Raw genomic sequence first — 16,412 nt, 5'->3', positions numbered from 1 at the left:
TCTTTTTCAAGTATACTATGATTAAAAATATACGAAAGGACAGATGTCCCAAGGAGGAAATAACGTGGAGCTAAGCCAATTCGCTGCCATTTACAATTATTTGATTCCAAATACAGTGGAAAAAGAAGTCACCATCCGCACATACATATCCAATGAATACATATTAACTGCCGGAGAAGAAATTGATGGATTTTATTTTTTAATAAGTGGAAAATACTTTGTTTCCAGTCAGGAAATCACAGGCAAGGAGCTGTTGCTGCGTTACTGTCAGGCTCCTGCTGTTATGGGAGACATTGAAATTCTGGAAGACTGTGTGATTCAATCTAATTGCGTTGCGGCAGAACCATGTTCATTCGTCTTTATTCCCAAACAGGCGTATGAAAAGGAGCTGAAATACGATGCAGCATTCACGCAAATATTATTAAAAGAATTAGCATATAAGCTTCGGACATGTACCATCTCATCCAGAGTGAATGCACTGTCTCCTGCCAATGTCCGGCTTGCTGCTTTTTTATGTACCATTGCTTCTGGTTCTAATTCGAAGGCATCTTATATTACAACCAAAAATATGGAGGAAACAGCTGCTTTAATAGGGACTACAAAAAGGCATGTCAATCGAATTTTAAAACAATGGATAGCTCAAGAGATTGTAGAGCGGGAAAATGATCAAATACGAGTTTTGCAACGGGATAAATTGAAAGAGATTTCTGAGGATGTGCGGTTTGAGTAACGGTATTCATTCTTAGAAATCACCTTCTGTTTCGGGCATCCTCTATCAATAATTATCGCATTTCCTCGCCACATAAGTTATTGCATTTGTTTGCAGCAAAACGTCTCTTTTATCACGTGTTATTGTATACTTTAATGGTTTCACGAGCCGTTTCAGTACTTCCCAGCTCTCATACAGCCTGTCTAATTTATGGAGCATTTCTTCTGTTTTAATATTTACTTCCATCATGACATCTAACTTTTTATTTTCTGCAATATCTATTTCTTCCACCTCAGAATTAACAATAATACAGTTGATGCCATTCTTTCGAGTTCCCTTTGCCATATTTTCTATTACTCTTTCAAAAACATCTTCAGAAGCAACATGCTCTAAAGCAGAGACTGCAATAATATAGTCAAATCCCTCTTTTACGATTGGATAATCCTCTATATCCCTGGTTTCCAGCTTAAGGACTTCCTCCACATTATATTCTTTACTGTACTGTCTTAAATTTTCCGTTGCTGAGGGCAGCAAATCTACGCAGACAATCTTTCCTCTGCCTTTTATTTCTTTTGCTATGGGAATACTGTTCCGGCCGACCCCGGAACCTAAATCCAGAACACGAATATTCGTTTTTTCTTTAAAATATGGCAATTGCTCCATTACTGTTTTAACAGGCTTGTACAGCCAGGAGCCTTTCTCGAACAGCTTATAATTATCATAACAGGCATCATGGTATTCTTTTTCTTTATTTCTTATATACTCTACTCTGTGCAACGAAATCCCTCCAGATTATGTAATAGTCTGTAAACATCTCCACTGATAAAGCAGCCTTTCTTATCTTTTGTAAATTATCTGCTCTCTCATTTTCTCCTCATCTTAATATTTGCTATAGTAATCATTATACAGAATAAACTGAATTTCAGGAGGTTTCTTATGCCAGATAAAACATCATTACAATTATCAGAGGCTTTTGAGCAATACCGCTCTATCATTCAAGATACACTGATTCCAGTTGTAAAGGTTTCTGCTACAGAGCGGGAAACATCTTTATTCGAAAGTAAATTTGCAGGAAATCCGTACTTCCCTGTTTCCATGGAGTATCCTAAAAATGAAGAGAGTAACCCTTTAAAACTGCTCGCACAGATTAATTTTAATGAGGTTCCTGTTCATTTGCCGCATTTTCCGCATAAAGGGATTTTGCAATTTTACATTGATGGCTATGATGATGTTATCGGAATGGATTTTGATGATGGTCAGAATCAAGCTGGTTTTCGCGTTATCTATCATAAAGATATTATTCAGGATGAATCACAATTAGTGCAGGATTTTTCTTTTGTAACCCTGCCGGATGATGAGTTATTTTTCCCTGTTGAACAGGAGATGGGATTATCCTTTGAAATAGGTTCCGAAGCTCTCACAGTAAGTGATTACCGCCGTGAAGAGGTTTACGCAGATATATTTGATAAAATAAGAAATGATGAAGATTTGGAAGAAGAATTTTTCCAGCTGTTTAGTGGTACAGGCCATAAATTGGGCGGCTATCCTTTCTTTACCCAGGAAGATCCGCGGGCTTATGGAGATTATCAAGAAAAAGATATACTGCTGCTGCAAATTGATAGTGCCGGTGATAACATTATGTGGGGAGATTCCGGTGTTGGAAATTTCTTTATCTCCGAAGAGGATTTGAAAAATAGAGATTTTAGTAAGGTGCTTTATAATTGGGATTGTTATTAAAATAATGCCAGTGCTGTTCACGCATCGAACAGCACTGGCATTTACTTATGAAGCGATTATAAATTTATATTTCTCACTAATTACTCCCAGCTTGTATCCAATTTATCTGCATAATAAGTAATTGCCCTGGAGAATTTTTGGATGTCGGCATCATTCGTCGTCTCAGCAAGATTTTTTAACAATATCTCCATTACTTGATGGTGCTCTTTTAAATTATATAATGTCATCGCATAAAACACTTGAATTGCTTTATTATCTGGAAATAGTTCTATTCCCTTTAAAAATGTGCTCTTCGATTTTTCATACTCTCCCAATGTCCGATAAGTACTTCCAAGCCCTAATAAAGCATCTTCTAAATTTCTTTCTTCTAAGCCCAGCTGAATTGCTTTTTCATAGTATGGCACAGCAGTTCTTTCTTCTCCTAAAACGTCATGGCTCCAGGCACATTGATAGTTGAGAAAGGCATGGTCCGGATTTTGTTCTAACAGCTTTAATATAATAATTCTGGATTGGTTCGCATCGCCTTTTTCTCTTAATTCAATAGCCTGCTGTAATTGTTGGTTTAACTGGGCATCATCTTTGTGAAAATAATTATTCACCTGTTTCACCTCTCTTTAACCCCTTTTCCGGCAAACACTGTCGTTTTCGTCTCCTCAGGCGTAACCAGCACCGGCCAATAAAAAGCACCGCCGCGCCAGCCCTGCTCCTCTGCTCCATTCTGTCTTATTAAAATTAGAGCTGGAACAACTCTTGCTAAGTTTCGTGCTATTTTTAATTCATCCTGTTTTGTATCGGGAGCATCTTCAAACCTATCCGTACTTTTTCGAATACGCGCCATATTACGATTCTGGCGTAAAATTATCCAGACGTATCCCTTTCGATTCGTGTCCGTTTCCTCTGACAAATAATTCATCACAGCACAATATGTTTCCAGGTCCCATTCGTATCCATCTTCGAATTCATAGGTCTGGTAAATCATTGCCAACAGCTCTTGAATTTTTTCTTTTTTAATCAGGAAACAGCGGGCGTCTTTTGGATGTACTGCTTTTGCCGTATGCTTCATCGCTTCCATATACTTATCTATTTTCTTCATTTGCCGCTCCAGATAGCTCTTCGCAATTGTTTGAAAACCTGTTGGCAGCATTCGTTTTCCCGGCTTCAACATTTGCACGCTTGATAATAAAATTTTATTTGGATTACATGGCAAAATCGTATTATTGATATCCTTTTGAATAAAGGTCACTTCTCCGCTGTTTGCCCCGGATTCAAAGGCTCTGCGCAGCTCTGCATCAAATTCATGCATCTGCTCCATCACATCATAGATACGTTTTGTTGTATAAAAACGGGTAACTGCAATATCTGCAAACGGGCGGGCTCCATACATCCGGGAATGCTGTAATACCGTGTCCTGCTGGAACTTTTGCGGGTTTCTTCCATAGTAAAAGCCAATTAAATTTTTTATCGTAATACCGCGGTCAAGAATTTGTCCGCCAATAAAGAAATTAAGCGGGGTCCGTAATTTCAGCTCTCCCGATTTGTCTAATAAATTATCTACATCTTGCTCAGAGTTTACAATTTCAATTAACAGCTCTTCCTCTATCAAAGCTTCACGAACGTTAGAAAGAACTTCATCAAAGGCTGGAAAATATATACCCTTCATTTGTGATCGTACAAAATCCTGATAAGCTGCACGAACTAACTGGTCAAAGACGGGATCCTCCTTCTCTATTGCTTCGCGGAGCTGCTCCTCCATATGGAGCATCACCTCTTCCTGCCATTGATGAGCAGCCTTAGTGGTGATGGTATGCATAATAAACGCATATTTTTCAAGACGCTGATTCATCTTCTCCTGTTGAATATTGCGGATTTTACTCCCAACAATAAAGTGAATCAAAGCACTGCGGATGCCGTCATAACGTTCACCGGTAAGCAAATAATTCACTTTTACCTTGCGCTTATCACTTTTCCTTAAAATTTCAAGCTCCTCTTCCTGAATTTCATGATAGAGGTAACTTGCCATATGTCCATCCTCTTTGGCTTTATCAAAATACATCTCCCCGCCAACATACTTGTCATGCACCGGCACTAATTCTGTAAAAGCCGGCCGCTTCGGCTGAAATGCTTTATGCTCATGAACCGTCATATCATCCGGCTGAAGATATAAGGAATATGGTGTGGCTGTTACCTGCAGATAAGCAGCATCACTTAACCTGGCACGAATACCATCAATCTGCCCGGCAATTACCTTCAGATCAATAATATTTTTATCTTTCACATTGTCATACGCAACCGAAGCGAAATCCGCTTCATCATCAATAAATAAGATTTTTTGTGTGGCCAGATCTGGATACATTTCAAATAAGAGACTTTCTAAGCGCTGCATATTTTTCTTTTCTTTTTTTAGAACAATAACGAGCTTTTTCTTTAACTCAAATTTGCGGAGCTTTACCGGCATTTTCATAATGTTATAGACAGCTAATTTATCCTCTTCTATGCATTCTGAAAACTCTCCCTCTATCCTTTCAAAGGTCTGCTTAACAAGTGCATTCGAATTCTTTGTTAAAATAATCGCAGCATCAAAACCATTATCAAATCCTAATCCCACAGAACCAAGAAAAGAACGCGTTTTCCCCGATTGAATATGCCCCAGCAGCATTCCTGGCTTTTTGGATGTTGTAGAGATTTTTAATAACTGATTGACTGTATTCTGCATCACATTTATTTCTTCTGTTTTATAATTATTTTTCTTGCAAACCAGGGAGAAGAATGTCCCATTTGTTTTTAGTTCGTGTTTAACTGTTTCCATAAAGTGAAGTGGCTCCTTGCTCTATCCATGATACTTTTAAATATTTAATCGTTCTATCCGGCCTTGTTCATTGTCCGAGAAGGGCTAAAAACAGCAGCCTAATACTGAATAAATGAACAAGAAAGAAAAAAACACGTTTAAAACGTGCTTGCGTAATAGCCTGACAAATTCAGGCTCCTTATAAAATTTTACCATACATTGAAAAATCTATGATTCTTTTTTGGATACATAGGAGACATACTCCTGGAAAAAGAGATCTATTAACACATTTAACGTGACAAAGGATAATTTTGAGATATTCCCTTTCTTCGCTATACCTGTTGGATGATAATACAAATTATTAGGTGAATAATTAGCTAATTTATTATTTTTAATATCTGTAATCGATAAAATTGGTATATTTTTCATTTTAAGCATTCGAAGTGGGTGCTCTAAATCATTTGTATCTCCGCTTAAGGATACGATGATTAGTAAATCGACATCCGACGAAAGACTAGATACCATTTCCAGTTCACTATAGCTCGGAATGATAATTAAATTCTTATTAATAGACAGCATATATCTATTTAATTCATTTAACATATTCTTTTGTGCTGTACCTGTTGCATAGGCATATACATTATTCGATTTATGGATAAGAGCGAATTGCTCAGACAGGTCTGTCTGTTTAAATAATTTTACTGTTATATTGATGTCATTTTGTAATTCATCTAAATAAGTAGATGTATCAAAGTTAATTTGACTCTCCTCATCTATCTCGCTTTTTAGTTGATACTTCAGTTCACTAAAACCGGAATAACCTAATTTCTTTGACAGCCGGACAATAGAAGCTGGCGAAGACGTACTTCTTTGCGCTAACTCAGAGACATTCATATATTGGCAAATTTCTTTATTTTGAAGTATATAATTTAAAATGAATTTATCATTTTCACTTAATTGATTAAAATTTTGATTAATTTGTTTACTCAAATTATCAGCCATCTGAATCCCCTCCATAATAAACAAACTTATACATGCTGAACTTTCCGGATAAAAAACCTTACCTGAAAAATTGTACATTGATTTATTATAACAAAATGAATTACTTCTTAGAAACCATTTTCATTTCTTAGTCCAGAGTAAATTTTTTTCATGAAATGAAATTTTAATCAGGCTGTTAAACAAAAACCTAAACCTCTGGATTCCATTGTTTTACCCAAAATCTCTGTGTTATAAATTACTCAAGCATCAAATACAAAACTTGGAGATGGTAATAATGGGTAAACAACATTCAATTGTAATTGCTGGTGGAGGAAGCACATATACACCGGAAATCGTATTAATGCTCTTGGACAATCTGGATAAATTTCCAATTAGACAGTTAAAGCTGTATGATAATGATCCAGAGAGACAAAGCATAATTGCGAAAGCCTGTGAAATTATTATTAAGGAACAAGCTCCTCATATTGAGTTTGTCGCAACAGATAGCCCTGAGGCAGGATTTACAGATGTGGATTTTGTAATGGCACATATTCGCGTGGGTAAATATGAAATGCGGGAAAAAGATGAAAAGGTTCCATTAAAATATAATGTCATCGGTCAGGAAACTTGTGGCCCCGGCGGAATGGCATATGGGTTACGGTCTATTAAAGGTGTTGTTGAAATCATTGATTATATGGAAATGTATTCACCAAATGCCTGGATGTTAAACTATTCAAATCCAGCTTCTATCGTTGCAGAAGCTTGCAGAAAATTAAGACCGGACTCCAAAGTATTGAATATTTGTGATCATCCTATCGGATTAGAGGACCGCATGGCTAAAATAGTCGGTTTAGAATCCAGAAAAGATCTATCAATCCGTTATTATGGCCTGAATCACTTTGGCTGGTATACAGATGTTCAGGACAAAAATGGAAACGACCTGATGCCACAAATAAAATCATATATTGGGGAAAACGGGTTTAATCTTAATGCAATTGGAAAAGAATCAAGAAATTCAGATCCCAGCTGGATTCATACGTATGATATGGCAAAATTTGTTTATGAGCTTGATCCAGACACAATACCGAACACATATTTAAAATATTATTTGTTCCCAAATAAAGAAGTAGAGATTGCGGACGCAAATTATACACGGGCAAATGAAGTAATAGATGGCAGAGAAAAACGTGTATTTGGAGAATGCCGTAATATTATTGAAAAAGGTACATCTAAAGGAACAACATTAGAAATTGGAGCCCACGCTACGTATATCGTCGACCTGGCTTGTGCTTTAAGCTACAATACGCATGAAAGAATGCTTATTATGGTCGAAAATAATGGAGCGATCAGCAACTTTGATGCTACTGCTATGGTTGAAATCCCTTGTCTGGTAGGTTCAAAAGGAGCAGAGCCGTTATCAATTGGACCAATACCGACATTCCAAAAAGGGTTAATGGAGCAGCAGGTAGCTGTTGAAAAATTAGCAGTGGAAGCCTATACGGAAGGTTCTAAGCAAAAACTGTATCAGGCATTTGCTTTAAGTAAGACCATCCCGGGAGCAGACATTGCCAAAAAACTATTAGATGAACTGATTGAAGCAAATAAAGATTATTGGCCGACATTGCATTAAAAATTATCGGAGTTCACTCTTTATTAATCAGCAGGCTCCAAACATTACTTTGAATAACCAAGGTTTGGAGCCTCCTTTGATTTATCATACAGAATCGTTGTTTATATTCCCGTCAAAGGAAAGACTAATAAAAAAACGAATCGGATTAATCACCTTTCCTTTAACAGCTTTGAAAACGCTTAAAACATAATAAGGAGGAGTTATAAATGTTACAAAAAATACAACGGTTCGGAGGTGCCATGTTTACTCCTGTTCTGTTATTTGCATTTGCCGGTATCATGGTTGCATTAGCTTCCGTCTTTCAGAATCCACTGATTATGGGTTCATTGGCCAATGAAGATACATTATGGTTTAAATTATGGGACATTGTCGCATCAGGCGCCTGGACAGTCTTCAGACAAATGGAGCTATTATTTGTCATTGGTCTTCCCATTGGTTTAGCAAAGAAAGCACATGCCAGAGCGGTCATGGAATCTCTGGTAATCTACTTAACCTTTAATTACTTTATATCTTCTATTTTAAAATACTTTGGAGGTTCATTCGGGGTTGATTTCTTTGCAGACCTAGAGACAAGTAAAACAACAGGTCTCAAATTAATAGCAGGAATTAAAACATTAGATACGAATATCATTGGATCTATAGCTATAGCCGCTTTGGTGGTATGGCTTCATAATAAATATTTTGATAAAAAGCTTCCGGAGTGGCTGGGGATTTTCCAAGGCTCAGCTTATGTAGTAATCCTTGGATTTATTTGTACTTTGCCTTTGGCTTTTCTGACATGCTGGATATGGCCGCTGGTCCAGGATAGAATAACTTCTTTACAGGCATTTTTCATCAGTTCTGGCTCAGTTGGTATTTTTGTGTACAGCTTCCTTGTCAGAATACTAATCCCGACAGGACTGCATCATTTTGTTTATGCGCCTTTTATGTTAGGACCGGCAATTGTAAAAGAAGGTATTCAGGTCAATTGGTTAAATCATCTTTCTGAATTTGCCCAGTCAAAAGAATCATTAAAAGCGTTGTTCCCTGCCGGCGGTTTTTCCCTATATGGATGTGTAAAAATATTCGCTCCTCCCGGAATTGCCGCTGCATTTTATAAAACAGCCAAGCCGGAAAACAGAAAAAAAGTATTAGCCTTAGTAATTCCAGCAGCAATAACAGCTGTTGTCGCCGGTATAACAGAACCAATAGAATTTACTTTTCTTTTCATAGCTCCAATTCTCTTTGTTGTTTATTCCTTCTTGGGGGCAGTTATGGCTGTAGTCATGTACCAATTTGGTGTCAACGGAGACTTTAGCAGCGGGCTCATCAACAGCGCAGCAAGGAACTGGATTCCGCTATTTAGTAACCACTGGGGAACTTATGCTATCCAAATTATAATTGGAATTGCTTTTGTCTTTATCTATTACTACGTCTTTAAAATACTTATCTTAAAGATGAACTTGAAGACTCCCGGACGCGAAGACACTGGAAATATTAAATTATACACGAAACAAGACTATAAAAAGAAAAAAGGAGAAGAGACAGATCCTCAGCCCGCCTCTTCAGGAAATGAGAATAAAGATAAGGCAGCCTTATTCCTGCAAGGGCTGGGCGGTGCTGCAAATATTGAATCAGTTACCAATTGTGCCACCCGATTAAGAGTGCATGTAAAGGATGGCTCACTTGTAGCAGAAGATACTTTCTTTAAAGAGGCTGGAGGCATGGGTCTGGTGAAAAACAAGAATGCTATCCAAGTCATTGTCGGTCTCTCTGTTCCCAACGTCAGAGAAGAATTTGAACAATTGATTGATGAAGAACAATCAACTTAATTGTATGAGTTTCACAATATAAAGGAAGAAGGATTCGTCTGTTCCTTCTTCCCTTTACTTTAAAATAACAGGAGGCATCAGCATGTTAAGACAAAAAAGCACTTACCGGCATCCACGAAAATATATAAACACGTTAATCATTTTCTATCTTCTTGTCCCTTTCGCTTATCTCGGGTATGTTACGTTTTCAATGAGTCAGACCAATAGCAGCTACTATGCTTTTTTTAACAGTGATTCAATCAATTCCGTCTTATTATTGTCTTCCATGATATGTTTAATTTGGGCTTATATACTTTGGAAGCTAAAAGAATTAAATCAGTTTCATACTCTCCCCTCTTATCTAACATATATGGCAATTTCACAATTATTTATCGGAAATATTGTTGGAGTAATCTTTACAGTTATTACCAGATTCAAAACAAAAGCACTTCAATCGGATCAAAGTTCTCAAAACGGAGCAGTCCAGTGCAGGCTGCTTACAATATTAAATATTATTTTAACCGTTATTGTGCTTGCAGCTTTTATAAGATTAAATTTCTAATAATGCGGAGTGTGTGTTCTATAATGTATCTCCATTCTACCAGTTTAAAATCCTATTGATACTCCCATTTAATTAAATCATTTTTATCGGATCTCATTCTATACAAGTTAACTTTTATTAGCCAATATACCTATTTATTCCTTCTGCTTATTTCAATCATGTTCTTGCGAGATTCGAAAAGAAAAGCTACAATGAGAAGCGGAGTTATGCAAGGTTCTGGTTAGTGAAGTTATCATTTTACAAGTAAAGCTGCTTTTTTTAATAATCTATATAAGTTGAACTTATATGTTCAAATACCGACAAGGATACAGTACTAACTTTATCCTTTTTTGACCGTAAATAATGAGGAGTTATCAATATGAGTAAAGTAAAGAATGAAAGCTATTATAAGATTCTTGGTACAACAGCAAATATTGGCCAGGCAAGAATCGAGGAAAAATATCTGGAGGCTCTAGAGAAGCATCCGCAGGAAACAGATCCAGAAGGTTATGCCAAAGTACAGGAAGCTTATGAAGTTTTGAATGATCCAGAGAAAAGAGCTGCTTATGACGATGCCCGTAAACATGGCAAGAAGGCAGACAAGCAACAAAAAAAAGCCGATAAAGCAATGTCTGTAAAAGCTGAGCAAAATAATACATCTGAAGCAGACTCAATAGCAAATGAAGTTAAACAATTTGATGAGGCGGAACAATTAATCATTGATGCGAAGAAATTAATAGATCGTGGAGATAATCAAAAAGCCTTTGAAGTCTATAAAAAATTAAACCAACTCGTACCCGACAGCGGCGAAATTAAGTTCAAGCTATTAAAGCTGGCGAGTCTGAATGGCGATGTTGATGAGATGGAAAAGATTTTTTCAGAAATCATCCCTCTTACTGCAAGTGATGAAGAGCTGCAAATTATTTATACTTTAAAAGCTGATATTTATCAGAATAACGGCTATCCCGACAAAGCTATCGAAACATATGAAGATTTATTGGAGAAATTTCCTGAACAAAAAGCAATGTTCGCCCCTGGTTTAGCACATCTTTATATAAATACAGCATATTCAGATAAAGTTACCAATTTAATGGAGCAATCCCAGCCGACAGAAGCGGACGATGCAAAAACTGCTACAGCATTCTATCTATCCTGGATTAATATTATCATTACTACAGAAAAATGGTCTGTATTATCCAAGGTACTATCAAAATTTAAAAAGCATATAAAAACTATCTCGGATGAACAAGATTTTAAAAGATTGCAGGATGAGCTAATGGAACAATATATGTATTTCCATAAAGGAGCATTATTTCAGGAAGCAGAGATTTACATCAGCTTAGCTGACGTTATCACACAGAAGAATAATAATGACATAAGAAAAGCTCATAACGAAACAAAAAAACAAGCTCGTCTACAAAAAGAAATCAGCAAGCTGTCCCATGATGAAAATGCCTATCAGCTGCTTTACTATAGAGCATATGAATGGTTTTATACTGGGAAAATGGCGGCAGCAAAAGTAATTGCAGTTATGAATGAATTACCTGCCTATGTCAGACAACAGCTTGAGAGTGACAAAGAGAGCTATGCTGCAGGTATCCTGCAATTAAAGAAAAAATATCCGTTCATTTATAAATCTTATCAGAACCAATGGGATAGCTTATTTGAACAGTTGACTGCCGGACTTAGCCGACAGGAGAAAAGAAATTTGCGGAAGAAGAAATAGCAGATATGAAAAACTAGCACGCAACCAAATGGTGATATGCTAGTTTTTTTATATCTATTAAATTATAAGTAGAATAACCGGTTATATCCTCTCATTCAATTTGTCGAACATTCTCCTTTAGATTCTAAAAATCCTTATAAGCACTTCTTAAACTTCTATTGATAATTTACAAAAAAGCTGGGGATCTCCTTAGAAAGTGTCACCCCGGCCTTTTCTTTTCTACTATTCTATTTTCAAATATATTACTCATCCTTATCCAAAGGAACCGGCGGCCGATCTCCCAGCGGTATCTTCCAATACCACCATTTAAATATTCTTGCTATGATAATACAGGCAATCGAAATTGCTAAATAGATTCCAACAAATGCCCAATGCTGACCTGTCATCAGCATAATTGGCCCTGCTGACCACGCAAATAGCTCCAAGGGAGTGTTTAACGGACCAACAATCGCTGTATCTGTCAGTGTTTTTGATTTATTATTCGGGTCAATAACTCTTAATAATGTAAGTCCAATTGCAAAAACACCTGTGGAGTAGCCATATACAAAGATAGAACGTTCAAACCAGCTTTCATAATTCATACCAGGTCCAATAAACACAAGTGTCAGCACAACGACAACAAGACCTGAAATCATTAATAACGTTAATGGAAGCCAGTATTCTCTAACAACTGGAAGTTGAATTGACGCCACCCCGAAGAATACAAGATAGTCAGTTGCAGAGCTGCCGATCCGATCTACTATTTTACTGTCCACATATTTATAGATACCTTTTTTCCCTCTTCCTAGGACAACATACATCAGCAATGCAATAATAAATGCAATTGTGAATGTCGGAAATTCTAAATTCCAGGTCTCTGCAATGTAATTATTTAATAAATAACCTAAGCCGGCAGGAACCACTAATAATGCTACATGAAAAGCCAGCGGATCAAGTGCAATAGGCGATACTGTATCATCCCCCATAGATGTTCGATTTTCAGGCTTTACTAAGCCGGTTTTCAAATCCTCTGATATCTCTGAGAAATCCTTTACATACTGCGTATAGCCTTTCCTTGTCGCCCATTTAATAAAAATAAGCCCTCCAAAAATACCAATAAGCATACCACCGGTTGCTGCTGTCATACCTAAATCAGTTGCATTTTCCCAGCCTAAGTTTTCAAATGTTGTCCCTATTGCTGCTGCCGTTCCATGCCCTCCATAGAACCCGGCAGCCAGCAGTAATCCAAACCCATAATTAATCTCCGGGATAAATTTTGAAATAACAATTATTGCAAAAATAATTGGAATAGACATCTGAAGTGCGATACCGAGAATCTTATAAATCGCGTATGCACCCATCCGGTTAAGATCTTTCTTCATGTTGCCCGGAGAAAAGGAAAAACCGTTAATCCCTACCGCCGCAAATACTAATATGGTAATAACACCCGCATAAGAACCAATATTTTCAGAAAGTGGCAAAACATCTAAAAAGCTGGGCCCCAGGGCCAGCCCCAGAAACCCTGCCAGCAGACTCGCCGGAATAAAGCTTCTTTGGATAAATTTAAATTTTGCTCTGAGAAACATTCCTATTAGAATAAGAATACTTGCACAGGCAAAATCTACTAATAATGTGTTTATCGTCATCTAGTTTCCCCTTTTCCTGGTTGCATTAAAGCTCTAAAAAATTTGTCGATCTTGTTGGAGTTGCCGGCGGTGCAAAGTCAAGTTTTTCCTCTTGTATATGCAATACATCTTCAGGTCGAGCCCAAGGACGATCTTGAATCGCACTAGTTTCCTCGTGTGTGAGATATCCTCTATAAGCCGTTAAGCTTCTTCTTAAAAAGCCATCACGGATACAAGCCTCTTTAACACCATTATTTAAAATAGAACGTAAATGAGGCAATATCGAAGCCGCATAAGCAACAGATGTAGAATTAGCAATTGCTCCCGGGATATTACTTACACAATAATGAACAACACCATTTTCAATATAGGTCGGATCCTCATGTGTTGTTTCACAGAAGGACTCGATCGCACCATCTGCATCATTACTGATATCGACAAGTACAGAGCCCTTTTCCATTAAATGAAGCATATCACGATCAATTAAGAAATCTTTATTTTCCTTTGGCCATTTCACACAGTTAATGACCATATCAATTTCTGGCAGCAGTTTTCTTATATTTTGCTTTGTAGACAGCTGAGTGTTTACTTTTTCATTATAAGTCTTGCCGATATCTCTAAGTACACCGTAGTTAACGTCCATTACTGTGCACCAGGCACCTAAGGATTGCAGCACCTGCAATGCAGAGCGTCCTACCAATCCGCCACCCAGAATTAATACTTTCATACCAGGAGCACCAGCAAGCCCGCTCACAAACTTTCCTTTTCCGCCATTAATGGTCAACATGGCATTTAATCCCATTAATGCCCCCTGTTTTCCTGCCGCTTCACAGTTAACGGAGCCAAAACGATGCGAATCCTCTGCTGTGAAGGCTATACTCTTGCTATCAAGAATAGCCTGTACTTGCTCTGGATGCGCTGCCGGATGGATACACGTATATACAATTTGGTTTTCTCTTAATAATCCATATTCACTTTCTTCAATTTCTTTCACCTTGGCAAGAAAATCACATCGTTTGTACATTTCCTCAGTGGACTCTACTATTTCCGCACCTTCCTGTTTATATTGTTCATTGGTAAAACCAGCTGCCAACCCTGCATCTTTTTGAACCAAAACAGTATGTCCATCTTCTTTAATAGTTGCTGCCTCGACAGGAGTTAATACCACACGATATTCTCCTATTTTCTTATCCTTTAATACACCAAAAATCATTTGTATTCCTCCAATATCTTTGTAAAGACTGTTTACATGGCAGATTTTATTCTGCCAATTGCCTAAGCCATGCAATTTTAATCGTTAAACTTGTCCTGCAATATACGTTTTATAAAAGTTATTTATATCCTTTTGCCTAAATGTCGATTTAATTATTATACCAATTATTTTAGTCAGTTTCTAATTATTTTTTCTTTTCAGATAGAAGAAAGGAAAATAGAATTAATTGTTGGGAACAGTCAATTTAAAACCCAATTCATCTTTCTGCAGGATGAATTGGGTTTTTCTATTTTTTTAGATATAACCTGCTTTACCCACACCTGCAAAATTATTTCTCCCCTACTAAATCCATTCCTTATCCTTTCAGATTTCTTTATCTTTCGAGAAAAGCAGATAACTGCCATAAGCAATCTAAAGGATAAAGAGAGAACTCACAATAAGGATATTGATATGGTAAAGAACCGTAGAAATAAATCAACTTTCTAATCAAAAACAGCCGTAAATTCAGAAATTTGTAACATCTAATAAGAAATAAAGTAAAACAACCTATTCCTAATATACTTCTATTAAAATTCATTTTATAATTGAAATATCCAAATATTAAGAATTTATTTTAATAAAGGAGGTTCGTCAAATGTACATAATTCAGAAAGGAAAGTACTTTTGGCTGCTGATGATCGTTCTTATTTTAAGCAGTAATTATATGCTGTATCAGACATCAATAGGTGCAACTATTCTACCGCCTGAGGCAAACCTTGTCGTATTAGGCTCGCTAATTGATTTGGTTATTATGGGGCCAGTATTTTTTATGCTGTACAGAAAGAAATTCTCCATTAAAACCGCTATTCTGCTAGCTGCAGCTGGATGTATATTAGCAAGGTTTTTTATCCCCACTCATTTGTTAGGACATTTTGCCACCATCACTTGGGCCGGAATAGCCGCAGAAGCTGTCTTGATTATCTTTGAGCTTTTATTTGTTATTGCTTTTTTCCGGTATCTGCCCAGGATTATACAAAAAGTGAAAGCAAGCACATTGCCTGTTATTTTTTCTTTTCCAAGCGCAGTGGACAAATATGTAAAGAACAACCCGATTATTCATGTGATTTGTTCGGAGTCTTTAGCGCTTTATTATGCACTTTGCAGCTGGAAGAAAACACCTCCCGATGGAATAACTCTGCATAAAAAATCTAACTTTATCGCCTTTCAAATAATGATGATTCATGCAATTATCGTTGAAACATTTGCCATTCACTGGTGGCTCCATAGCAAATCGATTGTTATTTCCATTGTTCTATTGATACTTAATATTTACTCGGTGATTTTCTTGATAGCCTGTATTCAATCCATCCGCTTAAATCCAATATATACGGATGAGAAAGCTATATATGTTTCATTTGGAATACTAAAGCGTGTAAAAATAGATTTCCAGGATATTGAGAGGATGATAGAGGATGACACCGCTTTGAAAAGTAAAATTTCAAAGGACACAATTGATTTTATTGCAAAGAACTTTGAGCAGGTTTATCCGGATATGATTTTAAAAATGAAAAAGCCTGTACAAGCAACTATATTTATGGGCATCCAAAAGGAATACTCTAAGGTAGCCATTAAATCGGATGATCCAGATAAATTGAAAGCTGTCGTTTTAAATAAAATCAGTAACGAAACTAAAATATAGACTGTTAAAATAACTCCT

13 protein-coding genes are annotated in these 16,412 nt (G+C 36.8%); 7 read left to right on the top strand and 6 right to left on the bottom strand.

What is annotated here, in order from left to right:
- Window positions 1–64: 64 nt before the first annotated feature.
- A complete protein-coding gene (locus tag MKY30_RS08835) occupies window positions 65–730 on the top strand; it encodes a Crp/Fnr family transcriptional regulator (protein WP_147209022.1) in 666 nt (221 codons plus the stop codon).
- A 45-nt stretch (window positions 731–775) separates the two neighbouring features.
- On the opposite strand, the gene MKY30_RS08830 is transcribed toward MKY30_RS08835, so the two are convergent.
- Window positions 776–1,486 (bottom strand): class I SAM-dependent methyltransferase, encoded by a 711-nt coding sequence (locus MKY30_RS08830; protein WP_147209020.1) that lies wholly within the window; start codon window positions 1,484–1,486, stop codon window positions 776–778.
- 159 nt (window positions 1,487–1,645) lie between these two features.
- Between MKY30_RS08830 and MKY30_RS08825 the strand changes: the two genes are divergently transcribed.
- Entirely contained in the window at window positions 1,646–2,446 is an 801-nt protein-coding gene (locus MKY30_RS08825) for a YwqG family protein (protein ID WP_339284335.1), read from the top strand.
- Between the two features lie 80 nt (window positions 2,447–2,526).
- On the opposite strand, the gene MKY30_RS08820 is transcribed toward MKY30_RS08825, so the two are convergent.
- The 3 genes from MKY30_RS08820 to MKY30_RS08810 all read right to left on the bottom strand — a co-directional run bounded on the left by MKY30_RS08820 (window position 2,527) and on the right by MKY30_RS08810 (window position 6,233).
- Window positions 2,527–3,054, bottom strand: a complete 528-nt coding sequence (locus MKY30_RS08820) for a tetratricopeptide repeat protein (protein WP_339284333.1) — start codon at window positions 3,052–3,054, stop codon at window positions 2,527–2,529.
- Window positions 3,051–5,252 (bottom strand): Z1 domain-containing protein, encoded by a 2,202-nt coding sequence (locus tag MKY30_RS08815; RefSeq protein ID WP_339284331.1) that lies wholly within the window; start codon window positions 5,250–5,252, stop codon window positions 3,051–3,053. Before MKY30_RS08815 ends, MKY30_RS08820 begins: the two co-directional genes overlap by 4 nt.
- A 207-nt stretch (window positions 5,253–5,459) precedes the next feature.
- The gene (locus MKY30_RS08810; protein WP_186813549.1) at window positions 5,460–6,233 is read right to left on the bottom strand and encodes a MurR/RpiR family transcriptional regulator; all 774 of its coding nucleotides are present in this window, start codon (window positions 6,231–6,233) and stop codon (window positions 5,460–5,462) included.
- Between the two features lie 274 nt (window positions 6,234–6,507).
- Between MKY30_RS08810 and MKY30_RS08805 the strand changes: the two genes are divergently transcribed.
- From MKY30_RS08805 to MKY30_RS08790, 4 genes are all read left to right on the top strand, one after another.
- Window positions 6,508–7,842 carry a 6-phospho-alpha-glucosidase gene (locus tag MKY30_RS08805; RefSeq protein WP_147209012.1) on the top strand — a complete coding sequence of 445 codons (1,335 nt, stop codon included), beginning with the start codon at window positions 6,508–6,510 and terminating at the stop codon, window positions 7,840–7,842.
- A gap of 206 nt (window positions 7,843–8,048) precedes the next feature.
- On the top strand, window positions 8,049–9,653 hold the full coding sequence (locus tag MKY30_RS08800) for an alpha-glucoside-specific PTS transporter subunit IIBC (RefSeq protein WP_341083535.1): 1,605 nt from the start codon (window positions 8,049–8,051) through the stop codon (window positions 9,651–9,653).
- A gap of 82 nt (window positions 9,654–9,735) precedes the next feature.
- Complete coding sequence (locus tag MKY30_RS08795) at window positions 9,736–10,194, top strand: hypothetical protein (protein ID WP_339284325.1); 459 nt, start codon at window positions 9,736–9,738, stop codon at window positions 10,192–10,194.
- A gap of 358 nt (window positions 10,195–10,552) precedes the next feature.
- Window positions 10,553–11,899 (top strand): tetratricopeptide repeat protein, encoded by a 1,347-nt coding sequence (locus MKY30_RS08790; protein WP_339284324.1) that lies wholly within the window; start codon window positions 10,553–10,555, stop codon window positions 11,897–11,899.
- 242 nt (window positions 11,900–12,141) lie between these two features.
- Here MKY30_RS08790 and MKY30_RS08785 read toward each other — a convergent pair whose 3' ends face one another.
- Both MKY30_RS08785 and MKY30_RS08780 read right to left on the bottom strand, forming a co-directional pair.
- Window positions 12,142–13,524 carry a sodium/glutamate symporter gene (locus MKY30_RS08785; protein WP_156985891.1) on the bottom strand — a complete coding sequence of 461 codons (1,383 nt, stop codon included), beginning with the start codon at window positions 13,522–13,524 and terminating at the stop codon, window positions 12,142–12,144.
- A 25-nt stretch (window positions 13,525–13,549) separates the two neighbouring features.
- On the bottom strand, window positions 13,550–14,716 hold the full coding sequence (locus MKY30_RS08780; protein ID WP_339284322.1) for an alanine dehydrogenase: 1,167 nt from the start codon (window positions 14,714–14,716) through the stop codon (window positions 13,550–13,552).
- Between the two features lie 634 nt (window positions 14,717–15,350).
- On the opposite strand from MKY30_RS08780, the gene MKY30_RS08775 reads away from it, so the two are divergent.
- Window positions 15,351–16,394: a beta-carotene 15,15'-monooxygenase gene (locus MKY30_RS08775; RefSeq protein WP_341083532.1), complete on the top strand. Its 1,044-nt coding sequence runs from the start codon at window positions 15,351–15,353 to the stop codon at window positions 16,392–16,394.
- Window positions 16,395–16,412 lie beyond the last annotated feature (18 nt).

It is taken from the genome of Oceanobacillus sp. FSL W8-0428, from assembly GCF_038004405.1.
GTDB classification, from domain to species: Bacteria; Bacillota; Bacilli; order Bacillales; family Amphibacillaceae; genus Oceanobacillus; species Oceanobacillus sojae.
The sequence above is the reverse complement of the archived record's forward strand: the minus strand, read 5'-3'. Positions and strand labels throughout refer to the sequence as shown.

What these genes read in the sequence shown, in the direction of transcription:
- MKY30_RS08790 (WP_339284324.1), top strand. Translation starts at nt 10,553, where the DNA reads ATGAGTAAAGTAAAGAATGAAAGCTATTATAAGATTCTTGGTACAACA.
- MKY30_RS08795 (WP_339284325.1), top strand. Translation starts at nt 9,736, where the DNA reads ATGTTAAGACAAAAAAGCACTTACCGGCATCCACGAAAATATATAAAC.
- MKY30_RS08810 (WP_186813549.1), bottom strand. Translation starts at nt 6,233, where the DNA reads ATGGCTGATAATTTGAGTAAACAAATTAATCAAAATTTTAATCAATTA.
- MKY30_RS08785 (WP_156985891.1), bottom strand. Translation starts at nt 13,524, where the DNA reads ATGACGATAAACACATTATTAGTAGATTTTGCCTGTGCAAGTATTCTT.
- MKY30_RS08800 (WP_341083535.1), top strand. Translation starts at nt 8,049, where the DNA reads ATGTTACAAAAAATACAACGGTTCGGAGGTGCCATGTTTACTCCTGTT.
- MKY30_RS08775 (WP_341083532.1), top strand. Translation starts at nt 15,351, where the DNA reads ATGTACATAATTCAGAAAGGAAAGTACTTTTGGCTGCTGATGATCGTT.
- MKY30_RS08805 (WP_147209012.1), top strand. Translation starts at nt 6,508, where the DNA reads ATGGGTAAACAACATTCAATTGTAATTGCTGGTGGAGGAAGCACATAT.
- MKY30_RS08825 (WP_339284335.1), top strand. Translation starts at nt 1,646, where the DNA reads ATGCCAGATAAAACATCATTACAATTATCAGAGGCTTTTGAGCAATAC.
- MKY30_RS08815 (WP_339284331.1), bottom strand. Translation starts at nt 5,252, where the DNA reads ATGGAAACAGTTAAACACGAACTAAAAACAAATGGGACATTCTTCTCC.
- MKY30_RS08780 (WP_339284322.1), bottom strand. Translation starts at nt 14,716, where the DNA reads ATGATTTTTGGTGTATTAAAGGATAAGAAAATAGGAGAATATCGTGTG.